Raw genomic sequence first — 21,357 nt, 5'->3', positions numbered from 1 at the left:
GCGAAACATGTCGTTGCTTTGCGGTCCGGCTGGCTTTGGTCCCATTGAAACTATATGGACGCCTCCCTTTTGCAAGGTATTTTGAGCGATGCATTGACGAGGGAAGTCGCAGTTCTATATCCGGCCTGGTGTGCGGCATTGCCGCTGGCCCCGATGAAATTCGCTGACCCACTCCTCATTCCTCTGACGGGCTTCAAGCCCTGGTTTCAATTCAGGTTTAGTGGATCCCGGTCTGACCTGTCTGTCATCGCTGTTCATACCTAACGCAACCGTTGGCGTGCCATCCTTTCGTAAGTTAGGTTGATCGTCACGTCGGCGCCGCCATGCATGGCCGCACGCTGACATGCTCCTTGTCATAGGCCCGCTCGTGGGCCAACACCGCCCAGATCGTGCGCGCCATCTTGTTGGCCAGTGCCACCGTCACCACGTTCGGCGGCCGGCGCTGGCCCATCTCTTGCAGCCACGGGGTCGGCGCCTTGGCGTGCATCTGCACCGCCCTGGCGCCATGGATCAACAGCGTGCGCAGATAGGTGTCGCCGCGCTTGCTGATGCCCAGCAGCCTGATCTTTCCTCCCGTCCCGGTCTGGGCCGGCACCAAGCCGATCCAGGCCGCGAACTCGCGCCCAGACCGGAATGCCTTGGCCTGTCCCATCGTCGCCACCGCCGCCGTCGCCGTCAGCAGGCCCACGCCGGGGATGGCGGCGATGGCCTGCGTGGCCCGGTCTTGCCGCAGCCACGCCAGCAGTCTCGCCTCGATCCGGGCGATGCGCTCGTCCAGCCTGCCCAGTTCCTCATACTGCTCGCGCAAGGTGTCGATCAGTGTGGCCGGCAGGCGTTCGGCCAGCCGGGCCAGCGCCGCCTTCATGCCGGCGTTGAACGCCGCCCGGCCCAGCCCGAACACCTCGCCATACTCGGTCAGCAGGCCGCGCAATTCATTGCGCTGCGCCGTGCGATTCTTCACCAGTTGCTGGCGCACCCGGTGCATCGCCAGCACCGCCTGCTGGGCCTCCGTCTTGACCGCCACCGCCTTGATGCCCGGCTGCCGCGCCGCCATCCAGATGGCGCGGGCATCGGCGGCATCGTTCTTGTTGCCGCTGACGAAAGCCTTGACCATCTTGCCCGACATCATCTTCACTTCATGCCCCATTTCCTGCAGCCTGCGTGCCCAGTGCTGCGAGCCGCCGCACGCCTCCATCCCCACCACGCACGGCGCCCGGTTCGCGAACCACGGCAGGAACTGCGCGCGTTTTAGTTGCTTGCTGGTCACTTCGCCGGTATCCATGTCCACTGCGTACAGCTGAAACACGCTCTTGGCCGTATCTACCCCGACCACTGGTTTGGTAGTAGCATTCATGATGTGGATCCTCCGCTATGCCTCGAAAGTTACGCGCTTTCACTCTAGGGCACTTTGATGCCGTTGGCGCGTGGGGATCCACCTCACTGCCTCGCTCACTCCCGCTCATCCTTGCCCTATCAAACTTTCCGCGTCAGGTGGGAGGCGTCCATTTCATTCCTCTGGAATTTGCAAGGAATTGCTTCTATTTTAACGAAACCTTGCAAATTTCAGCAGCGTTTTTTGGACGTTTCGCCTTTAGAATCAGGCTCCGTTCAATTGTTCAGGTCCGACTACCTCCCTGGAGTCGAAAGCGTTGAGTGGAAAGATTCAAATCATTGACACTTCAAAACTGGCAAATCTATGTGCCATTTGCGATAACTTGGCAACAGGGCACGTTTCGATATACCCGAAGAACATGGGCATGATGCCAGGTTGGATTTCTAGCAGAGGTGGCACGGAAATACATCCTTTGACGCAAGAGCTTATGGATGCAGTTGTCGGAACGGCAAGTAAGTAAGGGGGAATTATGGAAGTTCTACGATCAGGTTTGGAAAAGTCGCTAAGGCAATTTGCAGAGGAGATCTCAGCATCGGAGCCTGGGTTAATGTGGAGTGTTGGCAGTAGTGAGAACGAAGAGTTTCTGCTCAGGGCGTACCTTTCGTTTTTAAAAGACAAGAATGGCGATGAAGTCGCTATTACCGTTGATGTCAGAAATAATCAAGTAGGGTTGTTGGTCGATGTTGATATTTGTAATTATAACAATTCGATTATTGCTAGTACTTCGAGCACTATAGGCATCGCAGCTACAGAGAAGGACGCGGCTCTGGTGTGCGGACACTGGTTGCAGAGCTTCGAGAAATTTCTATATGAGAATTTGTCAAATATTAGAGATGCGCTCTCGGGGATGAATTAGCGCAACGGGGTTTGGTTTGGCATTCGCGTGCCAGGCCCTTCCTTAGCCGCCGGGGTGGAAGTTGATACGCACGCGCTGGCAGCGGCGACTCTGCCCGAACCCACGCTGGCCGGCCCGCAGCCACCGGCCCCCGCCGGCCGATACGCCGGTCACCGGGGTCAAGTCTGACATTCGGACACGACCTCGGCTAATAACGGTCACCGGGGTCAAGTCTGACATTCGGACACGACCTCGGCTGCGCGCGACAGCGCGACAGGGTCTGGTCTGACAATCGGACACGGCCTCGGCTGTAGTGACTGAACGACCCGATCAGTCGCTGCGCGATCCCGCCAGCCGCACGCGGATAGCAAGGGCCACGCTTGGTTCGTTCGCGGGTTACGGTGCGCGCGGTGCGCCGCACCGCTTGCCGCCGCGCTGCGCCGGCAGTCGGATCAACACCATCAAAGGCACAGCCTCTCCGGGGGAAATCGGCGCTGCGCGCCGATGTTCACATAACGCCGCATTCTGTCAAATCGCCCCGTTCACTGCGCTGCGCTGCGTTCCTTGGGGCGATCGCTCCGCTGCGCTGCGCGCCCTGGCGGGTTGACAGAACGGGCGTTATGTCTGGCGCCCCTGCGCGACTGCCAAGCCGGCATGTGCGCCTTGGGGCGCATGGTGCGGCCGGGGCCACGGCGCGCGCCCCTGCGGTGCGTGCGGCCGCGCTGCGCCGGCAGTCAGGGCGAAAGCGCAGGCCAGTCAGGGCTACGGGGCGCGCTGCGGCGCCCGCGCCTCCGCTTGCCGCCGTAGAGCCATGCGCTGTCGCGCATGTCGTTCCACAGGCGCATTGCTGCGCAACGCGAAACCCCTGCTACACCTTCGCCGTTAGTCAGAACGAACGCAACTCCAACCTCGAGTCTGCATGCGGTGCACGGCGAACCCTTGCAGGGCGCGTATGCGCTCGCGCGCATACCGTTCCGCAGGCGCACGGCATGCCGTGCGAAATCCTTGCTACACCCCGCCTTACACCGCATACCTGAGTGTGTTCTGTTTTCGGCCGTCCAGGCCAAGCCCCTGCGGGCGCTGCGTGGCCTGGACGGAATTGGCGTCACTGGTCAAGCGGTTTATTGTTTATATCGTTTATAAAATAAAAAACAGTCTCCCCAACCCGCTGCTGTTCGCGCGGGTTCGGTGGGAGGTCAGATTGTGAGCAGCTAAGAAGGAGCCTAATTCTTCCTCTTAGCTGCTTTCGGCTTGGCCGGCGGATCGTCGGGGGTGACGAATCCGATGGGGCGCTTGGATGGCGGCGCTGGTGGCGCCATCAGCTCGCGCAGCGTGTCGATGATCTGCCTGAGCTGGACGCGGGTGTTGTGCTCGAAAGTCTCCTGCTTGAGCGATATCAGGTCGGTCTTGTTTTCCAGTTCGTCCAGGCGCGACGCCAATTCCTTGTTCGACACCACCAGCTCGCGCAGTTGCACGAAGGCGCGCACGACATAGACCGACACCTCGAGGGCGCGCGGCGACTTGAACACGGAGGCGGCCATGATGGCGCCGTGCTCGCTGAACGCCAACGGCAGCTTGCGGCGGCCGCCCCAACTTGATGTCGCAATATGCGACTTCAACTTGGTGAACTCGTCTTCGGTGACCTCGAAGATGAGGTTCTCCGGAAAGCGCTCCACGTTGCGTCGCACCTGTTCGTTCAGCCGACGCGTCTCCACGCCATAGAACGCAGCCAGATCGTATGCCAACACGTGCGGAAGGTGACGACCGATCATCGCTAGCTCACGTTTCTACTTGTTTCAGGATATCTACGACTGGGCTGGCGAGCTGCGGACCGTCGACATCAGCAAGGGCGGCACCCGGTTCGCGATCGTCAATCGGATCGAACCGGAGGCGGACAAGCTGTTTCGGCAAATGGCGCAGGAAAACTATCTCGCTGGCCTGTCGCGCGACCGTTTCGTGGCCCGCCTGGCGCACTACTACTGCGAGCTCAACGTCATCCACCCATTCCGCGATGGCAATGGGCGCGCGCAGCGGTTGATGTTTGAGGTCATCAGCATCAACGCCGGCTTCGAGCTGCGCTGGGAGCCAATCGGACGCTGAATGGGTCAATGCCAACATCGCCGCCTACAACTGCCAGCTTGCCCCCTTGGCTGGTCTACTGGACCGCGCGCTGACGCCCATTTGACCATACGCCGTGCTTCCTTGCGGGCGCATCAACGGTCAGCCCTACCGCGTCCGCGCCGCCGTTCAGCGTCGCCCACTACCATTCACCACCGCCATTGTTTCACTCATGGTTCATTTTGTTTCAATCTGGCGTTGCGGCAATTGCATGCAACATTTGGTGAAACAAATGCAACATGAAAAAATGCATGGCTGGGATGCCGAAAATGACAATATTTCACGGCGATGCGATTCTTAAGTGATTGATTATAAAAGATGATGTCGACCGCCTCCTGATCCGCGCCGCCCCGGCTCGTCGCTTGGCATGGCGATTGCTCTAGCGACCTTAAAGCCCGGTGCAGCTATCTGCATGAAAGGGCAAAGAAAAGTCAGGAGACGACATGAGTCACTTTTCCACCGGCGCCGCCAGCGGCAAGGCGCTGCGACAGGCGTCCGCTTTGCCGGGCGCACTCCATGCGAACCACCCTGCGCCAGCCAGGCGCGCCCGTTTCGCGTCCTATTTCCTCGCTGCCAGGCCCCGCTTGCCCGCCCCGCGCATCGCCAGGCTGAACGACATGCCGGCCGCCTGCGCCGGCCCTGCCAACTGGCCCGCATCCACCTGAATCCCCATCACTGAGTTGCAAACACTTTCCCTTGATTTTCACCCATCTTCATACCGTACTGGAAACGACATGACTTTCGCAGACTTCTACCAAGAATCGATCGATGAACCGGCTAAGTTCTGGGGCCGGGAAGCGCAGGCAATCGATTGGCAAACGCCGTACACACAGGTGTTCGACTACAGCAAGGCGCCGTTTGCGCGCTGGTTTGTCGATGGACGCACCAATCTGTGCCACAACGCGGTCGATCGCTGGCTGGCCACGCAGGGCGAACGGCCGGCGCTGATCGCGATCTCGACCGAGACCCACCGCGAGACGGTCTACAGCTTCCAGCAATTGCATGCGGAAGTGTGCCGCATGGCGGCGATCCTGATCGGCCTGGGCGTGGGGCAGGGCGACCGCGTGCTGATCTACATGCCGATGATCGCCGAGGCGGCGTTTGCGATGCTGGCCTGCGCCCGCATCGGCGCGGTCCATTCGGTCGTGTTCGGCGGCTTTGCCTCCCACAGCCTGGCCACGCGCATCGACGACGCGCGTCCCAAACTGGTCATTTCCGCCGACGCCGGTTCGCGCGGCGGCAAGCCGGTGCCGTACAAGCCCCTGCTCGACGCGGCCATCGAGCTGGCCAGCTTCAAGCCGTCCAACGTGCTGCTGGTCGACCGCGGCCTGGCGCCGATGACGCTGGTGCCGGAACGCGACGTGGACTACGGCAGCCGGCGCGACAAGTACCTCGACGCCGATGTGCCCGTTACCTGGCTCGAATCGAACCAGCCGTCCTACATCCTGTACACCTCCGGCACGACCGGCAAGCCGAAAGGGGTGCAGCGCGACGTGGGCGGTTATGCGGTCGCCTTGGCCGCGTCGATGAAACACATTTTTTGCGCCAAGCCGGGTGAAACCTTCTTCTCCACCTCCGACATCGGCTGGGTGGTCGGGCATTCCTATATCGTGTACGGCCCCCTGATCGCGGGCATGGCCACCATCATGTACGAGGGCTTGCCGACTTCGCCCGACGGCGGCATCTGGTGGAGCATCGTGGAAAAATACAAGGTCAGCCGCATGTTCTCGGCGCCCACGGCGGTGCGCGTACTGAAGAAGCAGCCTGCGGAAATGATGACGAAATACGACCTGTCCACGCTCAAGGCCTTGTACCTGGCCGGCGAGCCACTCGACGAGACCACCTCGAACTGGATTTCGAACGCGCTGGGGGTGCCGATCATCGACAATTACTGGCAGACCGAGACGGGCTGGCCTATCCTGTCCATTGCCAAGGGAATTGAAGACCTGCCGACCAAGCTGGGCAGCCCCGGTCAGCCTGTGTTTGGCTACAAGGTCAAGATCCAGAACGAGGCCACCGGCGAAGATTGCGCCGCCAACGAAAAAGGCGTGGTCGTCATCGAGGGGCCGTTGCCGCCGGGCTGCCTGCAGACCGTGTACGGCGACGACCAGCGCTTCCTGTCCACCTACTGGAGCACGATCAACGGCAAGCAGGTCTACTCCACCTTCGACTGGGGCATCCGCGACGCGCAAGGCTACTACTTCATTCTCGGGCGTACCGACGATGTGATCAACGTGGCCGGCCACCGCCTGGGTACCCGGGAGATCGAAGAAAGCATTTCGTCCCATCCCAACGTGTCCGAGGTGGCCGTGGTCGGGGTCGAAGACCAGCTCAAGGGCCAGGTGGCGGTGGCGTTCGTGGTGCTCAAGCATGCCGACGCGGCCGCCGGCGCGGATGGCGGCGCGGCGCTGGCAAAGGAGATCATGGGCGTGGTCGACCAGCAGCTGGGCGCCGTCGCCCGGCCGGCGCGCGTGGTGTTCATTCACGCCTTGCCCAAAACCCGCTCCGGCAAGCTGTTGCGCCGTTCGATACAGGCCGTGTGCGAAGGGCGCGACCCGGGCGACCTGACCACCATCGAAGACCCCAGCTCACTGGCCCAGATCCAGAGCGCGTTATCTGCTGAAAAATAGGCAGGCAGGGGGAGGCGGGCAGCGCCCGCAGTCGGCCAGGGCCGCCGCGCCGCGCAAGCGGCCGGCGGGCTCGGGCGACTTTGATTTGCCCTATCCGGTCACCAGGCCGTAGGCTTGACCAGTACGGAACGCATGAGTTCCATCACTGCCTCCCGCGTATCCCATCCGTTGCCATACCGGCATCTTAAGCCGTATATGCAACAGCGCTAAAATTTATCCGATGTCTTATGTCTTATAGAAGACTGGTTGAGGTACAATAGCGGTCGTAAAGGGTTGCGGTGTTCCGCGCGCCCCTGCCATTGACCTTAACTGAAGGAGTTTTTCATGCTAGCTGCTTACCGCGACCACGTCGCCGAACGTGCTTCCCTCGGCATTCCTGCGCTGCCGCTTTCCGCAGCCCAGACCACGGAATTGGTCGAACTCCTGAAGAACCCGCCCGCCGGCGAGGAAGCCTTCCTGGTTGAACTGATCACCAACCGCGTGCCGGCCGGTGTGGATGACGCCGCCAAGGTCAAGTGCGCCTTCCTGGCCAGCGTGGCCAAGGGTACGGAAACGAGCCCGCTGATTTCGCGCGAACTGGCTACCCGCCTGCTGGGCACCATGCTGGGCGGCTTCAACATCAAGCCCCTGATCGATGTGCTGGACGACGCGGTCGTCGGCGCCGTCGCCGCCGAGGCCCTGAAGAAGACCCTGCTGATGTTCGACTACTTCCACGACGTGAAGGACCTGGCCGACAAGGGCAGCGCGCGCGCCAAGGAAGTGCTGCAATCGTGGGCCGATGCCGAATGGTTCACGTCGCGTCCGGAAGTGCCGCAAAGCCTGACCCTGACCGTGTTCAAGGTGACCGGCGAGACCAATACCGACGACCTGTCGCCCGCACCGGACGCCACCACCCGTCCCGACATTCCGCTGCACGCGCTGGCCATGCTGAAGAATGCCCGTCCCGGCATCAACCCGGATGAACCAGGCAAGATCGGCCCCATCAAGCAGATCGAAGCACTGAAAGCCAAGGGCAACCTGGTCGCCTACGTGGGCGACGTGGTCGGCACGGGCTCGTCCCGCAAGTCCGCCACCAACTCGGTGCTGTGGTTCACCGGCGAAGACATTCCTTTCATCCCGAACAAGCGTTTCGGCGGCGTGTGCCTGGGCGCCAAGATCGCTCCGATCTTCTACAACACCATGGAAGACGCGGGCGCACTGCCGATCGAACTGGACGTGTCGCAGATGGACATGGGCGACGTGGTTGAACTGCGCCCATACGAAGGCAAGGCCCTGAAAAACGGCGCCGTGATCGCCGAGTTCAAAGTCAAATCGGACGTGCTGTTCGATGAAGTGCGCGCCGGCGGCCGTATTCCGCTGATCATCGGCCGCGGCCTGACCGCCAAGGCCCGCGAAGCGCTGGGCCTGGCCCCATCGACGCTGTTCCGTCTGCCGCAGAACCCGGCCGACACCGGCCGCGGCTACTCGCTGGCCCAGAAGATGGTTGGCCGCGCCTGCGGCATGCCGGAAGGCCAGGGCATCCGTCCAGGCACCTACTGCGAACCGAAGATGACCACCGTTGGCTCGCAAGACACCACCGGCCCGATGACCCGCGACGAGCTGAAGGACCTGGCTTGCCTGGGCTTCTCGGCCGACCTGGTGATGCAGTCGTTCTGCCACACGGCAGCCTATCCGAAGATCGTCGACGTCAAGACCCACCGCGAACTGCCGGCCTTCATCGAAAACCGTGGCGGCGTGGCCCTGCGTCCGGGCGACGGCGTGATCCACTCGTGGCTGAACCGCCTGCTGTTGCCCGACACCGTGGGCACCGGCGGCGACTCGCACACCCGTTTCCCGATCGGCATTTCCTTCCCGGCCGGTTCCGGCCTGGTGGCCTTTGCCGCCGCCACCGGCGTGATGCCGCTCGACATGCCTGAATCGGTGCTGGTGCGCTTCAAGGGCACCATGCAGCCAGGCGTGACCCTGCGTGACCTGGTCAACGCGATCCCCCTGTACGCGATCCGCCAGGGCATGCTGACCGTGGACAAGAAGGGCAAGAAGAACATCTTCTCCGGCCGTATCCTGGAAATCGAAGGCTTGCCCAAGCTGAAGGTCGAGCAGGCGTTCGAGCTGTCCGACGCTTCGGCCGAGCGCTCCGCCGCTGGCTGCACGGTGCATCTGGACAAGGAACCTATCATCGAGTACATGACGTCCAACATCACCCTGATGAAGTGGATGATCGCTACCGGTTACCAGGACAAGCGTACGCTGGAGCGCCGCATCCAGGCCATGGAAGCCTGGCTGGCCAAGCCTGAGCTGCTGTCGCCGGACGCGGACGCCGAATACGCCGCCGTCATCGAAATCGACCTGGCCGACATTCACGAGCCTATCGTTGCTTGCCCGAACGACCCGGACGACGTGAAGACCCTGGCCGAAGTGGCCGGCAACAAGATCGACGACGTGTTCGTTGGTTCCTGCATGACCAACATCGGCCACTTCCGTGCCGCCTCCAAGGTGCTCGAAGGTAAGACCGACATCCCGGTGCGTCTGTGGATCGCGCCGCCGACCAAGATGGACCAGCAAGTGCTGACCTCCGAAGGTCACTACGGCACCCTGGGCCGCACCGGCGCGCGCATGGAAATGCCGGGCTGCTCGCTGTGCATGGGTAACCAGGCACAGATCCGCAAGGGCGCCACCGTGATGTCGACTTCGACCCGTAACTTCCCCAACCGTCTGGGCCTGGAAACGAACGTCTATCTGGGTTCTGCCGAGCTGGCCGCCGTGTGCTCGGCCCTGGGCCGCATCCCGACCAAGGAAGAGTACATGTCGCACATCGGCGTGATCGACCAGAACGCCGGCGACATCTACCGTTACATGAACTTCGACCAGATCGAAGAATTCCGTACGGTGGCCGACAAGGTCCAAGTGGGCGCGTAATTTGCGTGAGCAGGCAAGGGCGGCCGTTTTGCCCTTGCCTGGCGACGTGTGCCACGACACGCATGGTTTGCTGCTTGTACGGCAAACCGGAGCAGGAAAAATCGCCGCTTAGCCGGCGATTTTTCGTTTCTGCTCCGCTTATCGTTCTGCGGTCGTTCTTCTATCGTCCGCTATCGTCCATCCCGCGCGCTCAGGCCGCGAAACCGCCGTCGATGAGCAGGTCCGCACCCGTAACGAAGCCCGCCTCGGGGCCGGCCAGGTAGGCCACCATGGCGGCGATTTCATCGGGGTGGCCGTGCCGCGGCAGCGCCATCAGGCCATGCAGCGCGACGGCGAAATCGCCCTGGGCCGGGTTCATGTCGGTATCGACCGGGCCGGGCGACACATTGTTGACGGTGATGTTACGGCCGCCCAGGTCGCGCGCCAGGCCCTTCACCAGCCCGGTCAGCGCCGCCTTGCTCATGGCATATACCGCGCCGCCGGCGAACGGCATGCGCTGGGCGTTGGTACTGCCGATGTTGATGATGCGCCCGCCCTGGTGCATATGGGCGGCGGCGGCCTTGGCCGCCACGAAGACGGCGCGTACGTTGATGGCGATGGTCTCGTCGAAATCGGCCAGCGGGAACTGTTCCAGCGGGCCCATGCGCAACACGCCGGCGCTGTTGACCAGGATGTCCAGCCGTCCGTAGCGCTCGGCCACGCTGTCGATGGCCTTGGTCAGCGCGGCCGGATCGGCGGCGTCGGCCCGTATGGCCAGGGCCGTGCCGCCGGCAGCTTCGATTTCCGCGACCAGCGCTTCGGCGGCGGCGGCCGACGCCGCGTAACCGATGGCGACCGTGGCGCCTTCACGGGCCAGGCGGCGGGCGGACGCGGCGCCGATGCCGCGCGAACCGCCGTTGATGAAAGCAACTTTACCGTTGAGATGGGTGCTCATGATGATTTCCTTTCGGGAAGAGTGGAGGAGTGAGTAAAGTATGGCCGTCCCCAGCTGATCCCGGTAGACGGTAATTGGCGTCTACAGTTTCAACCAATGGTATAAAATCGCCCCATGTTGACCGAACTGAGCAGCTATCTGGACGCGTTTGTCGTCTCTGCCGACGAGGGCAGTTTTTCCGCGGCCGCGCGCCGCCTGGGGCAGACGCCGGCCGCCATCAGCAAGCGCGTGGGCCAGCTGGAAGGCCGGCTTGGGGTGCGCCTGTTCCAGCGCAGTACCCGCAGCCTGGCGCTGACCACGGACGGCGAACGCCTGTATGCCCAGGTACGGCTGCCGTGGGGCGAGATCGGCGACGCCCTGGCCGCATTGCGCCAGGGCGCGGGCAAGCCGGCCGGCACGCTGAAAGTGTCGATGGCGCACACGGTGGGCCGCCAATATGTGCTGCCTTTGTTGGCAGGCTTCATGACCAGCTATCCTGACGTGGTGCTGGACCTGCGCTTCGACAATCGCCAGGTGGACCTGGTGGCGGAAGGGTTCGACGTCGGCATAGGCGGTGGCATCGAATTGACGGAGGGGCTGGTCGCGCGCGAGCTGGCGCGGGTACGCATCGTATTGGTGGCCTCGCCCGGCTATCTGCAGCGGCATGCCGCGCCGGCCGATCCGGCCGGGCTGGCCAGGCATGCCGGCTTGCTGCGCCGCTCGTTGGCCAGCGGCCGGCTGACGCCCTGGACGCTGCGCAGCGACGCCGGCCAGGAAATGGTCGCCACCGTGCGGCAGGTCGCCGTGCTGGACGATCCGGAAGCGATGGCGCGCGCGGCCGCCTGCGGCATGGGTATCGCGATGCTGCCGCTGCCGCATGCGCTGCCGTTGCTCGAAGCCGGAGAGCTGGTGCGCGTGTTACCCGACTGGTATGCGGAGGCGCTGCCGCTGGCCATTTACTATTCCAGCCGCAAGCTGGTGCCGGCCAAGGTGCGCGTGTTCGTCGAGCATGTGCTGGCCCAGTTCCGCGCGAGTGGCCACGCGGCCCGATTCAGTCAGTCTTGAAACGTTGGCGTGCAGCCCCGCCAAGCCGGTGGCATGCGATCCTGATCAGGTGCGGCCGATGGCGGCCACGCAATGTCGGCGTCGCGGCCGGCGGACGAGGTGCCGAGCGCCGCAATCCGGCGGTCGGTGCTAGGCTGTCGACCATGCAGTCGCGCTGCGGGACCGGCGGGTTTCGGCGCGGCGGGCGGCCACCGAAGGGGGCAATCATGAACCATGCACAATTGGAAGCCACGGCGCAAGCGATGTGCGCCGACGGCAAGGGCTTGCTGGCAATGGATGAAAGCGAGCCGACATGCAATAAGCGCTTTGCCGCGCTTGGCATTGCCCAGAGCGGGGAGATGCGGCGTGCTTACCGTGATCTGCTGGCGAACGCGCCGGAACTTAACCGCAGCATCGCCGGCGCCATCCTGTGCGACGAGACGATACGCCAGCAGACCCTGGCCGGGCAGCCGTTCGCGCGCGCGCTGGCCGATGCCGGTATCGTGCCCGGCATCAAGGTCGATGCCGGTACGGTCGAGCTGGCCGGGCACCCCGGTGAAAAAATCACGCAGGGGCTCGATGGCTTGCGCGAGCGGCTGGCCGGCTATGTGGACCTTGGGGCCCGCTTCGCCAAGTGGCGCGCCGTCATCGCCATCGATGCCGTCTTGCCGGGGCAAGCCTGCATCGCGGCCAATGCCCATGCCCTGGCGCGCTATGCGGCGCTGTGCCAGGAGGCGGGCCTGGTGCCCATCGTGGAACCGGAAGTCCTGATGGACGGCGCGCATACGCTGGCGCGCTGCGCCGAGGTGACCGGACAGGTGCTGCTTGCCGTCTTCGCGCAGTTGCGGGAGCAGGGCGTGCTGCTGGAAGGGGTGGTGCTCAAGCCGAACATGGTGTTGCCGGGCCTGGCCTGCGCGCAACAGGAAAGCGCGGCCGTCATCGCCGAAGCCACCGTCGCTTGCCTGCGGCGCGCGGTGCCGGCCGCGGTGCCGGCGATCGCCTTCCTGTCCGGTGGCCAGTCGCCCGAGCTGGCCTCGCAGCGGCTGGCGGCCATGCATGCGGGAGACGGGCCGCCGTTGCCGTGGGCGCTGACGTTTTCGTTCGCGCGTGCGATCCAGCAGCCGGCGCTGGCCCTGTGGGCCGGGCAGGCGGCCAACGTGGCGCAGGCCCAGCGCGCGCTGGTGCACCGCGCCGGCTGTAACCGCGCCGCACGGCTAGGGCAGTACAACGCAGCCATGGAAGGCACCGGGATGGTGTGGTGACCCGGCGCCAACGGTGAGGCGGACGCGTTACCAGCCGAGGTAGTAGTCGGCCGGCAGCCAGCTGGGACGGGACAGGCCGAAGTACGACTCCAGCATTTTTTCCGCCTCGCAGAACGCGCCTTCGACCCAGCCCTGCTGGTCGGAATAGGCTTCGCCGCAGATGTGGATGTTCTCGCTCTGCACCGGCTTGCGCATGTAGGGCATCACGTCCTGCACCTTGTAGCCGGCCTTCCAGGCGTGGTAGCCGGCGCCGAACGGATCGTCGCCCCAGTCCTTGAACCAGGTTACGTAGGGCAGGGGCACGCCCACGCCGTGCAGTTCGCGCAGCTCCTTGACCACTTCCCTGACCATCATGTCGCTGGCCGCCACGTCGTTCAGCGCTTCCACTTCGCGCAGCGACGCCAGCCTGGTGGCGCGGGCGCGGAACTTGACCGGGTCGTCGGCCAGGGCCTTCCAGAACGATTCCGTCTCCATGTCGCCATAGCTGCCAAGCAGCATCGAGTGGTCGGTGAGCTTGGCGGTGCCGAAGTAATAGCACTGGCGCATGGGCAGGTCGGTGATGGAGTGGCCGGCGTAGATGCCCAGTTCATTCCACCATGGCGTATCGAAGCCCATCAGGATCTTGAACGCCGGCTCCATGATGACGGAGCGGATATTGTTGTTCAACACCGTGTTCTGGTTCACGTCGAAGAAGAAGTTATCCTGGTCCAGCAGTTCCAGCGAGCGGCGCGGCATGGCCAGCACCAGGCTGTTGGCATACACCCGCCATTGCAGGTTCGAGCGCAGGTTGAGGAACACCAGCTCGTAGCGGTGAGTGGCCGTGTGGGGATGGACCTTGTTAAACGTCAGCAGCTTGTTCTCCGACCAGATGCAGGCGCCTTCGGCGCGCATGTATTCGTTGGCCATGGCGTAGACGGTGCTGTCAAAGCCTTCGGCGATGGTCTTGTAGGTGGCGCCGGCCGAGAAGTCGCCTATCATGTAGGGAAACGCCTCGGCCGCGTTCCAGTTGATGGTGTTGGAATAGTAGCCGCCGCCGGTCGAGAGGAAGGTGTAGCCTTCCTGCGATACCTGGTCCTTGAGCAGGTTCCAGAAACCGATGTCGTTGACCAGCCGCTTGTCGTAGGGCGAGCCTTCGAAATGGTAGGTCAGGTAGGGCTTGATCTGGTCCCACTGGCGCAGCGTCAGTTCGATGGTATAGGTGTATTCGTCGACCTTGTTGACGTATTCGCCGAAGTTTTCGTTGAACCATGGGTCGGCCGTCAGCACGTCGTAGATCACCTTGCTGAACAACTGGTCGGCGCTGAAGCCCACGTCGTCGTCGTCCAGGTAGTAGCGGGTGAGCAGTTTTTCGCCTTTGGCCTGCGCCTCCGTCCAGGCGTTCTGCTTGCAGCGCTCCTTGCGCAGATACATGTACAGATCGGCCGGATCGCCCATCGGAAACTCCACCGCTTCCATCTGGTCGGCAAACACTTGTTCGATCAGGGTGGTGACGATCTTCTGCGAGGTCAGGTAGCGCATGCCGCCCAGTTCCCCCTGTACCGTCGGCATGCCGGGCAGCCGCACCGATTCCAGCCGGCCCGCGATGCGGGTGTTCATGTCGAATATCTGCACCTGGCTGCCCGTGCTGGCGCCCGCCGTGGTCAGGCGGTATGCCGTGTAGACGCCCGAGATGCCGGCGCCGACGATGGCCACGTCGAGCATCAAACCGTCCTGCATGCCGGTGTTCAGTGTCGTGTTCTTATCTACCATCATGGTCTCCTGTTGTATGTGAAGGTGTTACATGGCTTTGAAGTAGCGCTGCCCCGTCTGGAAGTGCGAGATGTCGTACGTGCTCTTGCCGTCGAGCGCCATCTCGGACAGGATGCTGCCCAGCAGCGGCACGAACTTGGCGGCCCAGCCCGTCGCATACATGACGATGTTCTGGTGGTTGGGCACATAGGCGGGGGCGAAATCGATCAGCATTTCCTTGCCTGGGATATTGCTCAGTGCCACCAGGCAGGTGGACTTGTAATGGGGCGTGGGGTCCAGGCCCGTCATGTGCTTGCGCACCCATTCGGCCGTGTAGGCCAGCTCCTCGGGGTTGGGGATAAAGCTGGCCTGGTTGGGATCGCTCAGGGGCGTCATCACGAAGTCCGGCGCCACGCGGATGTAGCCGGGGTGGTCCCAGTCCACTTCCGGAAAACCGTAGAACTGGTTGCCGCTGTCGCCTTCCGGTTCCTGGAACACGAACCAGGTAGGGTACTGGATGGCCGGATCGGTCTTGCGGTAGTAGGCCGACGCCAGGTTCCAGTAGGTGGCCTCGATGCGGAAGTTGAGCAGGTTGATGACGTCGTTGATGTACGGTCCCGGCACGATCACCAGCTTCTTGCCGACGTAGGTGCCGCCCGGGGTGGTGACCATGAACAGCTGGTCCGATTGCTCGATGCCGATCACGGGCGCCTGGTCCACCATCGTCACGTGGGGGCTGACGAGGTTGCAGTCGTACAGCGTGCGCTGGGTGGCGCGCAGATCGATGCTGGCGCCGTCGGCCTGGAACAGGCCCCGGTAATTGCGGGGCAGGTCCTTGAAGTGGTAGCGCGTCTCGATCTCGTCCACCGTCAGCGCCGTGTAGGGCACGTCCTGGGCCTGCATGGCCAGCTCGGCGGCGGCGATATTGCCCTCGGTCGACTGCACGGCCGGGTCGCCGAACCACAGGGTGCCGACCGTGGTCAGCAGCGGCTCTTCCGTGTGGGTCTGCAGTTCGGCCCAGTACGGCAGCGCATCCTCGGCCATCTTGACCATGTATTCGTCGGGATAGGGGATACGGAACTGGCGCGATACGCCGGCCGAACTGCCTTGCTGGTTGATGAAGGTGAATTGTTCCAGCACCAGGGTCGTGGCGCCGCGCTTGCTGTTGTAATACGCGGTAGCGAGCCCCATCGGACCGCCGCCGATAACGATCACGTCATAGGTTTCCTGAAAATGGGCGGCGGGCTTATTCTCTATATCGACAGGCATGAGACATCCTTTCCAATAGTAACTAATGGAGGCGAGATAATATGAAGGGAGAAATCAGGCTGGGCGGCGCAGGCCGCTGGCCATGAATATTAGTATTACACCAATTGGCAGAAAATAATGTTCATGTTGGCGCCCGCCAACGGTAATGTGTAATATTAAAATATTAACTTGACGGCTGCGGTGACTAGCTGGTTGCTTGTTCTGATTTTGAATGGATTAGGTAATGAAATCAGGTAGTTACTATTAATATGGCGGTGAGTTTTTCTGTCCGGATTAGCCTGGTGCGGCTGGGGCTGGACAGGACTTATTCAATCCTTTAATACGTCTTTGAGGCCCTGGGCGAGGAATTCAACCAGCGCCGCGATACGTGGCGCCAGCGCGCCCTGTTTGTAGAAAACGGCCCAGACGGGCTGGCTCCATGGCAGCGTCGCCGATGGCAGGACGGGCTGCAGCCGGCCGCTGGCGACATCGTCATGCGTGAGAAACTCGGCCAGGCAGGCAATGCCGGCGCCGCCCAATGCCAGGTGCCGCAAGGTTTCACCGCTGGAGGCGGCAACGGCGGGCTGCACGGCCAGGCCGTCGCCTTCCGGCTGGGCCAGCGGCCAGATGTTGAGCGACGCGGGCGCCGTAAAGCCCAGCAGCCTATGGCCGGCCAGTTGCTCCGCGTCTGCCGGCGTGCCGTGGCGCGCCAGATAGTCCGGTGACGCCAGCAGCCGCAGGCGGCTCGTGCCCAGGCGCCGCGCGTTCAGGGTGGAGTCGGCCAGCGGCCCGATACGGATGGCCAGGTCGATACGCGCTTCGATCAGGTCGACGATCGTTTCACCGCTGACCAGCTCCAGCCTGACCAGAGGATAGGCATCCATGAACGCCGCCATCAAGGGGGCCAGCAGGTGGATCAGGGCCGGCGTCGCTGCACTGACCCGCACCAGGCCGGAGGGCTGGGACTGGCGGGCGTGCATTTGTTCTTCCGTTTGCTGAAGGTCGGACAGTATTCTTCGCGCCCGCGCCAGCAGCCATATGCCTTCTTCGGTCAGGTCCAGCCGGCGCGTCGTCCGCGTGATCAGGGTCGCGCCCAGCTGCGCTTCGAGACGCGAAATGGCGCGGCTGATGCCAGACGGTGTTTGCCCGAGCTGGTCGGCCGCGGCGGAGAAAGAACCGCTATCTATGACGGAGACCAAGGCAATCAAGCCTTCAAGATTCAACATTCGTGATCCTTAGTCAAAAATGTATTGTAGCCGCGATACTTTTTCTTTGACAGTGCCCGGTCCACACTGCGAGGCATCTTTTACCCACCGCAAAGGAACACCATGCCACTCGCACTCTGGGCGTTGACACTCAGCGCTTTCGCTATCGGTACGACGGAATTCGTCATCGTCGGCCTCATCCCCACCATCGCCGCCAGCCTGGACGTGTCGGTGCCGTCGGCCGGGCTGCTGGTCAGCCTGTATGCGCTGGGCGTGGCCATCGGCGCGCCCGTACTCACGGCGCTGACCGGCCGCATGCACCGCAAGCACCTGCTGCTGGCCTTGATGGCGTTGTTCACGGCCGGCAATCTGCTCGCCTGGCTGGCGCCGGGCTATGCAGCGCTGATGGTGGCGCGGGTGTTGACGGGCCTGGCGCACGGCGTGTTCTTCTCGATCGGTTCCACCATCGCGACCAGCCTGGTGCCCAAGGACAAGGCCGCCAGCGCCATCGCCCTGATGTTCACCGGGCTGACGGTGGCCCTGGTCACGGGCGTACCGCTTGGCACCTTCATCGGCCAGACCCTGGGCTGGCAGACGACGTTCCTGGCGGTGTCGCTGCTGGGCGTGATTGCCTTTCTCGGCAGCCTGATACTGGTGCCGGACAATATCGCCGCCAGCAAGCCGGCATCGTTGCTCACCCAGCTGGCTGTGTTGAAAAAACCACGCCTGCTGCTGGTGTATGGCATGACCACGCTCGGCTATGGCGGCTCCTTCATCGCCTTCACCTACCTTGCGCCCATCTTGCAGGAGGTCTCAGGCTTCTCGGCGGGCAGCGTCAGCCTGGTGATGCTGGTGTATGGCGTGTCCGTCGCATTCGGCAATATCTGGGGCGGCAAGCTGGCCGACCGCAAAGGTCCGATCCGGGCGCTGCAAATCGTGTTCGCCTTGCTGGCGCTGGTGTTGTTCGTGCTGACCTTCACAGCCGCCCATGCGTGGCTGGCGCTGGCGACGGTGTTGGTGTGGGGCGCCGTCGCGTTCGGCAATGTACCCGGCCTGCAGGTGTATGTCGTGCAGCGCGCCGAGCGCGACGCGCCGCAGGCCGTCGATGTCGCGTCGGGCTTGAATATCGCCGCGTTCAATGTCGGCATTGCCGGTGGCGCGTGGGCCGGCGGCCTGATCGTTGTGCATTTGGGACTGATGGCGACGCCGTGGATAGGCGCCATCGTCGTGCTCGGCGCGCTGGGCCTGACGGCGCTGGCCGGCCGGCTGGATCGGGCGGAGGGCGTGGCCGCGGCGATGCCATCGCGCCGGGCCGTCATGGGGCATTAATGTCATCGATATCGATTCGGATATCGAACTCGAATAATAAGTAATTGGAAAGGTATCGTTGAAGCAACTAGTATCAAGCTCGGCATCTGAACCGCATGCGGCGATACCAGTCCTGCGCAACATCCGCCTATTTCAAAAACAACGAGGAGACAACATGAAGCAACGCATCCTGACCTTGCTGCCGCTGGCAATCGCCATGACCCTGGCCGGCAACGCCGCCCGGGCCGACGCCGGCCATGACGAAGAAGGCTTCCACGGCTACCTGCGCGCGGGCGTGGGCAGCAGCCACGGTCCGCAAAATTGCTACGGCCTGGGTGGCAACACGATGAAGTACCGCCTCGGCAACGAGTGCGACGCCTATTTCGAAGGCGGCTACACCAAGGAATTCGCCAAGACGCCGGACGGCGTAAGCTTCGTCGGCACGCTGTGGGCCAACGAGTGGAACTCCGGCTCCGAATTCGGCGACGCCAAGCTGGGCCTGGCCAAGGCCTATGTGGAAGCGAAGGGGCTGGACTTCCTCAACGGCGGCGTGGCCTGGATCGGCAAGCGCTACTACTACCGTCCCGACATCCACATGCTGGACCTGCAGTTCATTAACCTGAACGGCACCGGCGGCGGTATCGACGGCGTCAAGGCCGGTCCCGGCAAATTCAGCTACGCCATCTTCAAGGACAACGACAGCAACACCATCGATCCGCAAACGGGCCTGGTGACCAACAACAAGTCGGCGCTGCGCCAGAACCTGATCTACGAAGGCTTGCCCGTCAACCCGGGCGGCACGATCGACATCGCCACCTCCATCATCACGGCGCAGGGCAAGGACAAGCACAATGGCTGGCAGCTGACTGTGCTGCACAAGCAGGACAAGGTGCTGGGCGGCGGCAATACCTTCGGCGTGCAGTACGGCGTGGGTCCGGGCACGGGTATCGGCGTGGGCAACGACCGCATCGGCGCTTCCGGCAGCACGACGCTGGGCACGGATGTGACGCGGGCCCGTATCTTCAACGACCTGGTGATGCAGCCGACGCCGGAATTCAGCATGGAGTTCGTGGTGCTGGGCCAGCGCGACAAGTCCGACGCCGGCGGTTCGAGCACCTGGACCACGCTGGGCGCGCGCCCCGTGTACGCGCTGAACGAGCACTTCAAGCTGCAGCTGGAGCTGGGCACGCACCGCGTGACGCAGCCCAACGGCGGCGATACGCTGCGCCTGAACACGATCACCTTCGCACCGACCATCACGGCCGGCAAGGGCTACTGGTCGCGTCCTGAGCTGCGTGCCTTCGTCACCTACGGCAAGTGGAACGACCCGGCGACCGCTGCGCTCAACGCCAGCAACAACGCCGGTCCGGCCTTCGGCACGGCCACCAACGGCACCTCCGTCGGCCTGCAGGTCGAGGCCTGGTTCTAAGGCAGGGCAGGGCGCCGGCGCGGTAGGCCGGCGCCAGTACAGTTCCGGAATGGACGAGTTCATTCCGGGCTGTGCCATCAAACTGTGCAGGTGCTCGGGAAGCATTGCTGCATCGCCTGGCACCATTGTCTTGCTTCATCCGTCCTGCTTCATCCCCTAGTGGCTTGCCCATGTCTCCCACCATCCTTCCCAGCATTACCCGCGCCCCGTTCGGCCAGCTGCCCGACGGACGTAGCGCGCACCTATACACATTGGACAACGGCTGCGGCCTGACCGTCTGCATCAGCGATTTTGGCGGCATCGTCACCGCCATCCATGCGCCGGACCGTGACGGCGTGCGCGCCAACGTCACGCTCGGGCATGCCGCCATCGAACCGTATTGGGACAACAGCGACTACTTCGGCGCGCTGATCGGGCGCCACGCCAACCGCATCGCCCACGGCCGCTACCGGCTTGACGGCCAGCTGGTACAGCTTGACGTCAACGACGGCGCCCATCACCTGCACGGCGGGCGCGCCGGGCTGCATACGGCGCTGTGGCAGGCCGCTCCCAGTGCCAAGGCCACCGCGGCCAGGCTATCGCTGACGCACCTGAGTCCCGATGGCGACCAGGGCTACCCCGGCAACCTGGCGCTGACCGTGCTGTACGAACTCAATCGCGCCAACGAACTGCTGATCCACTTTCGCGCGACGAGCGACCGCGCCACACCGGTCAGCCTGACCAGCCACGCCTATTTCAACCTGGCGGGGCAGGGCGATATCCTCGACCATCGCCTGACCATCGCCGCCGACCATTACACGCCGGTGGATGGGGGCCTGATCCCCACCGGCGCCATCTGCCCCGTCGAAGACTCGCCGTTCGATTTTCGCGCCCCGCGCGCGGTCGGCCGGCACATCGGCGCGGACCATCCGCAACTGGCGCTGGGCAAGGGCTATGACCACAATTTCGTCCTGCGCCCGCGCGAGCGCGCCGGCCCCACGCTGGCGGCGCGGCTGCACGATCCGGGCTCGGGCCGGGCGCTGGACGTGTCGTGCCAGGCGCCTGGCCTGCAGTTCTACAGCGGGAACTTCCTCACCGGCGGCGCGGGGCAACACGCCTGGCGCGGCGGCTTGTGCCTGGAGCCGCAACAGTTCCCCGACAACCCCAACCAGCCGGCCTTTCCCAGCGCGCTATTGCAGCCGGGGCAGGTCCATCGCAGTGCCATCGCTTACCGGTTCTTTGTCTTGGACTGATATCCGTTTCGATATCGAAATCGACAAATAAGTGATTTGATTGTGATGGCTGGCCGCTCTAACATCGGTTCATCGCTGCGCGGACTGGCACAGGTT

General features: G+C 63.4%; 16 protein-coding genes. 10 read left to right on the top strand and 6 right to left on the bottom strand.

Annotated elements, in window-relative coordinates; all coding sequences use genetic code 11:
- Window positions 1-307: 307 nt before the first annotated feature.
- The gene (locus AC3WOS_RS24195; RefSeq protein ID WP_492719305.1) at window positions 308-1,354 is read right to left on the bottom strand and encodes an IS110 family RNA-guided transposase; all 1,047 of its coding nucleotides are present in this window, start codon (window positions 1,352-1,354) and stop codon (window positions 308-310) included.
- 508 nt (window positions 1,355-1,862) lie between these two features.
- On the opposite strand from AC3WOS_RS24195, the gene AC3WOS_RS24190 reads away from it, so the two are divergent.
- Window positions 1,863-2,249: a hypothetical protein gene (locus AC3WOS_RS24190; protein ID WP_492719303.1), complete on the top strand. Its 387-nt coding sequence runs from the start codon at window positions 1,863-1,865 to the stop codon at window positions 2,247-2,249.
- Between the two features lie 1,202 nt (window positions 2,250-3,451).
- On the opposite strand, the gene AC3WOS_RS24185 is transcribed toward AC3WOS_RS24190, so the two are convergent.
- Window positions 3,452-4,000: an ORF6N domain-containing protein gene (locus AC3WOS_RS24185; protein ID WP_492719301.1), complete on the bottom strand. Its 549-nt coding sequence runs from the start codon at window positions 3,998-4,000 to the stop codon at window positions 3,452-3,454.
- 19 nt (window positions 4,001-4,019) lie between these two features.
- Between AC3WOS_RS24185 and AC3WOS_RS24180 the strand changes: the two genes are divergently transcribed.
- The 4 genes from AC3WOS_RS24180 to acnB all read left to right on the top strand — a co-directional run bounded on the left by AC3WOS_RS24180 (window position 4,020) and on the right by acnB (window position 9,892).
- The gene (locus AC3WOS_RS24180) at window positions 4,020-4,328 is read left to right on the top strand and encodes a Fic/DOC family protein (RefSeq protein WP_492719299.1); all 309 of its coding nucleotides are present in this window, start codon (window positions 4,020-4,022) and stop codon (window positions 4,326-4,328) included.
- 461 nt (window positions 4,329-4,789) lie between these two features.
- A complete protein-coding gene (locus AC3WOS_RS24175) occupies window positions 4,790-5,011 on the top strand; it encodes a hypothetical protein (protein ID WP_492719297.1) in 222 nt (73 codons plus the stop codon).
- Between the two features lie 69 nt (window positions 5,012-5,080).
- A complete protein-coding gene (locus tag AC3WOS_RS24170) occupies window positions 5,081-6,976 on the top strand; it encodes a propionate--CoA ligase (protein ID WP_492719295.1) in 1,896 nt (631 codons plus the stop codon).
- A gap of 324 nt (window positions 6,977-7,300) precedes the next feature.
- Window positions 7,301-9,892, top strand: coding sequence for a bifunctional aconitate hydratase 2/2-methylisocitrate dehydratase (gene acnB / locus AC3WOS_RS24165; RefSeq protein WP_492719293.1), 2,592 nt, complete (start codon window positions 7,301-7,303; stop codon window positions 9,890-9,892).
- Window positions 9,893-10,082: 190 nt separating this feature from the next.
- Here acnB and AC3WOS_RS24160 read toward each other — a convergent pair whose 3' ends face one another.
- Complete coding sequence (locus AC3WOS_RS24160) at window positions 10,083-10,826, bottom strand: SDR family oxidoreductase (RefSeq protein ID WP_492719291.1); 744 nt, start codon at window positions 10,824-10,826, stop codon at window positions 10,083-10,085.
- A gap of 114 nt (window positions 10,827-10,940) precedes the next feature.
- Here AC3WOS_RS24160 and AC3WOS_RS24155 point away from each other — a divergent pair, with 114 nt between their 5' ends.
- Both AC3WOS_RS24155 and AC3WOS_RS24150 read left to right on the top strand, forming a co-directional pair.
- Window positions 10,941-11,870 carry a LysR family transcriptional regulator gene (locus tag AC3WOS_RS24155; protein ID WP_492719289.1) on the top strand — a complete coding sequence of 310 codons (930 nt, stop codon included), beginning with the start codon at window positions 10,941-10,943 and terminating at the stop codon, window positions 11,868-11,870.
- A gap of 206 nt (window positions 11,871-12,076) precedes the next feature.
- Window positions 12,077-13,111: a class I fructose-bisphosphate aldolase gene (locus AC3WOS_RS24150; RefSeq protein ID WP_492719288.1), complete on the top strand. Its 1,035-nt coding sequence runs from the start codon at window positions 12,077-12,079 to the stop codon at window positions 13,109-13,111.
- A gap of 27 nt (window positions 13,112-13,138) precedes the next feature.
- Here the strand turns inward: AC3WOS_RS24150 and AC3WOS_RS24145 are convergent, their stop codons facing one another.
- The 3 genes from AC3WOS_RS24145 to AC3WOS_RS24135 all read right to left on the bottom strand — a co-directional run bounded on the left by AC3WOS_RS24145 (window position 13,139) and on the right by AC3WOS_RS24135 (window position 17,313).
- Window positions 13,139-14,860 (bottom strand): flavin monoamine oxidase family protein, encoded by a 1,722-nt coding sequence (locus AC3WOS_RS24145; RefSeq protein ID WP_492719286.1) that lies wholly within the window; start codon window positions 14,858-14,860, stop codon window positions 13,139-13,141.
- A 27-nt stretch (window positions 14,861-14,887) separates the two neighbouring features.
- Window positions 14,888-16,108: an FAD-dependent oxidoreductase gene (locus AC3WOS_RS24140; protein ID WP_492719285.1), complete on the bottom strand. Its 1,221-nt coding sequence runs from the start codon at window positions 16,106-16,108 to the stop codon at window positions 14,888-14,890.
- A gap of 308 nt (window positions 16,109-16,416) precedes the next feature.
- Window positions 16,417-17,313, bottom strand: a complete 897-nt coding sequence (locus tag AC3WOS_RS24135; protein ID WP_492719284.1) for a LysR substrate-binding domain-containing protein — start codon at window positions 17,311-17,313, stop codon at window positions 16,417-16,419.
- Window positions 17,314-17,415: 102 nt separating this feature from the next.
- On the opposite strand from AC3WOS_RS24135, the gene AC3WOS_RS24130 reads away from it, so the two are divergent.
- The 3 genes from AC3WOS_RS24130 (at window position 17,416) to AC3WOS_RS24120 (ending at window position 21,261) form a co-directional block, all read left to right on the top strand.
- Window positions 17,416-18,621 carry an MFS transporter gene (locus AC3WOS_RS24130; RefSeq protein ID WP_492719282.1) on the top strand — a complete coding sequence of 402 codons (1,206 nt, stop codon included), beginning with the start codon at window positions 17,416-17,418 and terminating at the stop codon, window positions 18,619-18,621.
- 154 nt (window positions 18,622-18,775) lie between these two features.
- A complete protein-coding gene (locus AC3WOS_RS24125; RefSeq protein WP_492719281.1) occupies window positions 18,776-20,029 on the top strand; it encodes a maltoporin in 1,254 nt (417 codons plus the stop codon).
- Window positions 20,030-20,199: 170 nt separating this feature from the next.
- Entirely contained in the window at window positions 20,200-21,261 is a 1,062-nt protein-coding gene (locus AC3WOS_RS24120) for an aldose epimerase family protein (protein WP_492719279.1), read from the top strand.
- Window positions 21,262-21,357: the final 96 nt, after the last annotated feature.

The organism is Rugamonas sp. FW305-51 (genome assembly GCF_058786935.1).
Note: the sequence above shows the minus strand (reverse complement) of the source record. Positions and strands in the feature narration are given on the sequence as shown.

Bases quoted from the DNA above. Each gene is read 5' to 3' on its own strand.
- AC3WOS_RS24195 (WP_492719305.1), bottom strand. From the start codon at position 1,354: ATGAATGCTACTACCAAACCAGTGGTCGGGGTAGATACGGCCAAGAGC.
- AC3WOS_RS24190 (WP_492719303.1), top strand. From the start codon at position 1,863: ATGGAAGTTCTACGATCAGGTTTGGAAAAGTCGCTAAGGCAATTTGCA.
- AC3WOS_RS24185 (WP_492719301.1), bottom strand. From the start codon at position 4,000: ATGATCGGTCGTCACCTTCCGCACGTGTTGGCATACGATCTGGCTGCG.
- AC3WOS_RS24175 (WP_492719297.1), top strand. From the start codon at position 4,790: ATGAGTCACTTTTCCACCGGCGCCGCCAGCGGCAAGGCGCTGCGACAG.
- AC3WOS_RS24170 (WP_492719295.1), top strand. From the start codon at position 5,081: ATGACTTTCGCAGACTTCTACCAAGAATCGATCGATGAACCGGCTAAG.
- acnB (WP_492719293.1), top strand. From the start codon at position 7,301: ATGCTAGCTGCTTACCGCGACCACGTCGCCGAACGTGCTTCCCTCGGC.
- AC3WOS_RS24160 (WP_492719291.1), bottom strand. From the start codon at position 10,826: ATGAGCACCCATCTCAACGGTAAAGTTGCTTTCATCAACGGCGGTTCG.
- AC3WOS_RS24155 (WP_492719289.1), top strand. From the start codon at position 10,941: ATGTTGACCGAACTGAGCAGCTATCTGGACGCGTTTGTCGTCTCTGCC.
- AC3WOS_RS24150 (WP_492719288.1), top strand. From the start codon at position 12,077: ATGAACCATGCACAATTGGAAGCCACGGCGCAAGCGATGTGCGCCGAC.
- AC3WOS_RS24145 (WP_492719286.1), bottom strand. From the start codon at position 14,860: ATGGTAGATAAGAACACGACACTGAACACCGGCATGCAGGACGGTTTG.
- AC3WOS_RS24140 (WP_492719285.1), bottom strand. From the start codon at position 16,108: ATGCCTGTCGATATAGAGAATAAGCCCGCCGCCCATTTTCAGGAAACC.
- AC3WOS_RS24135 (WP_492719284.1), bottom strand. From the start codon at position 17,313: ATGTTGAATCTTGAAGGCTTGATTGCCTTGGTCTCCGTCATAGATAGC.
- AC3WOS_RS24130 (WP_492719282.1), top strand. From the start codon at position 17,416: ATGCCACTCGCACTCTGGGCGTTGACACTCAGCGCTTTCGCTATCGGT.
- AC3WOS_RS24125 (WP_492719281.1), top strand. From the start codon at position 18,776: ATGAAGCAACGCATCCTGACCTTGCTGCCGCTGGCAATCGCCATGACC.
- AC3WOS_RS24120 (WP_492719279.1), top strand. From the start codon at position 20,200: ATGTCTCCCACCATCCTTCCCAGCATTACCCGCGCCCCGTTCGGCCAG.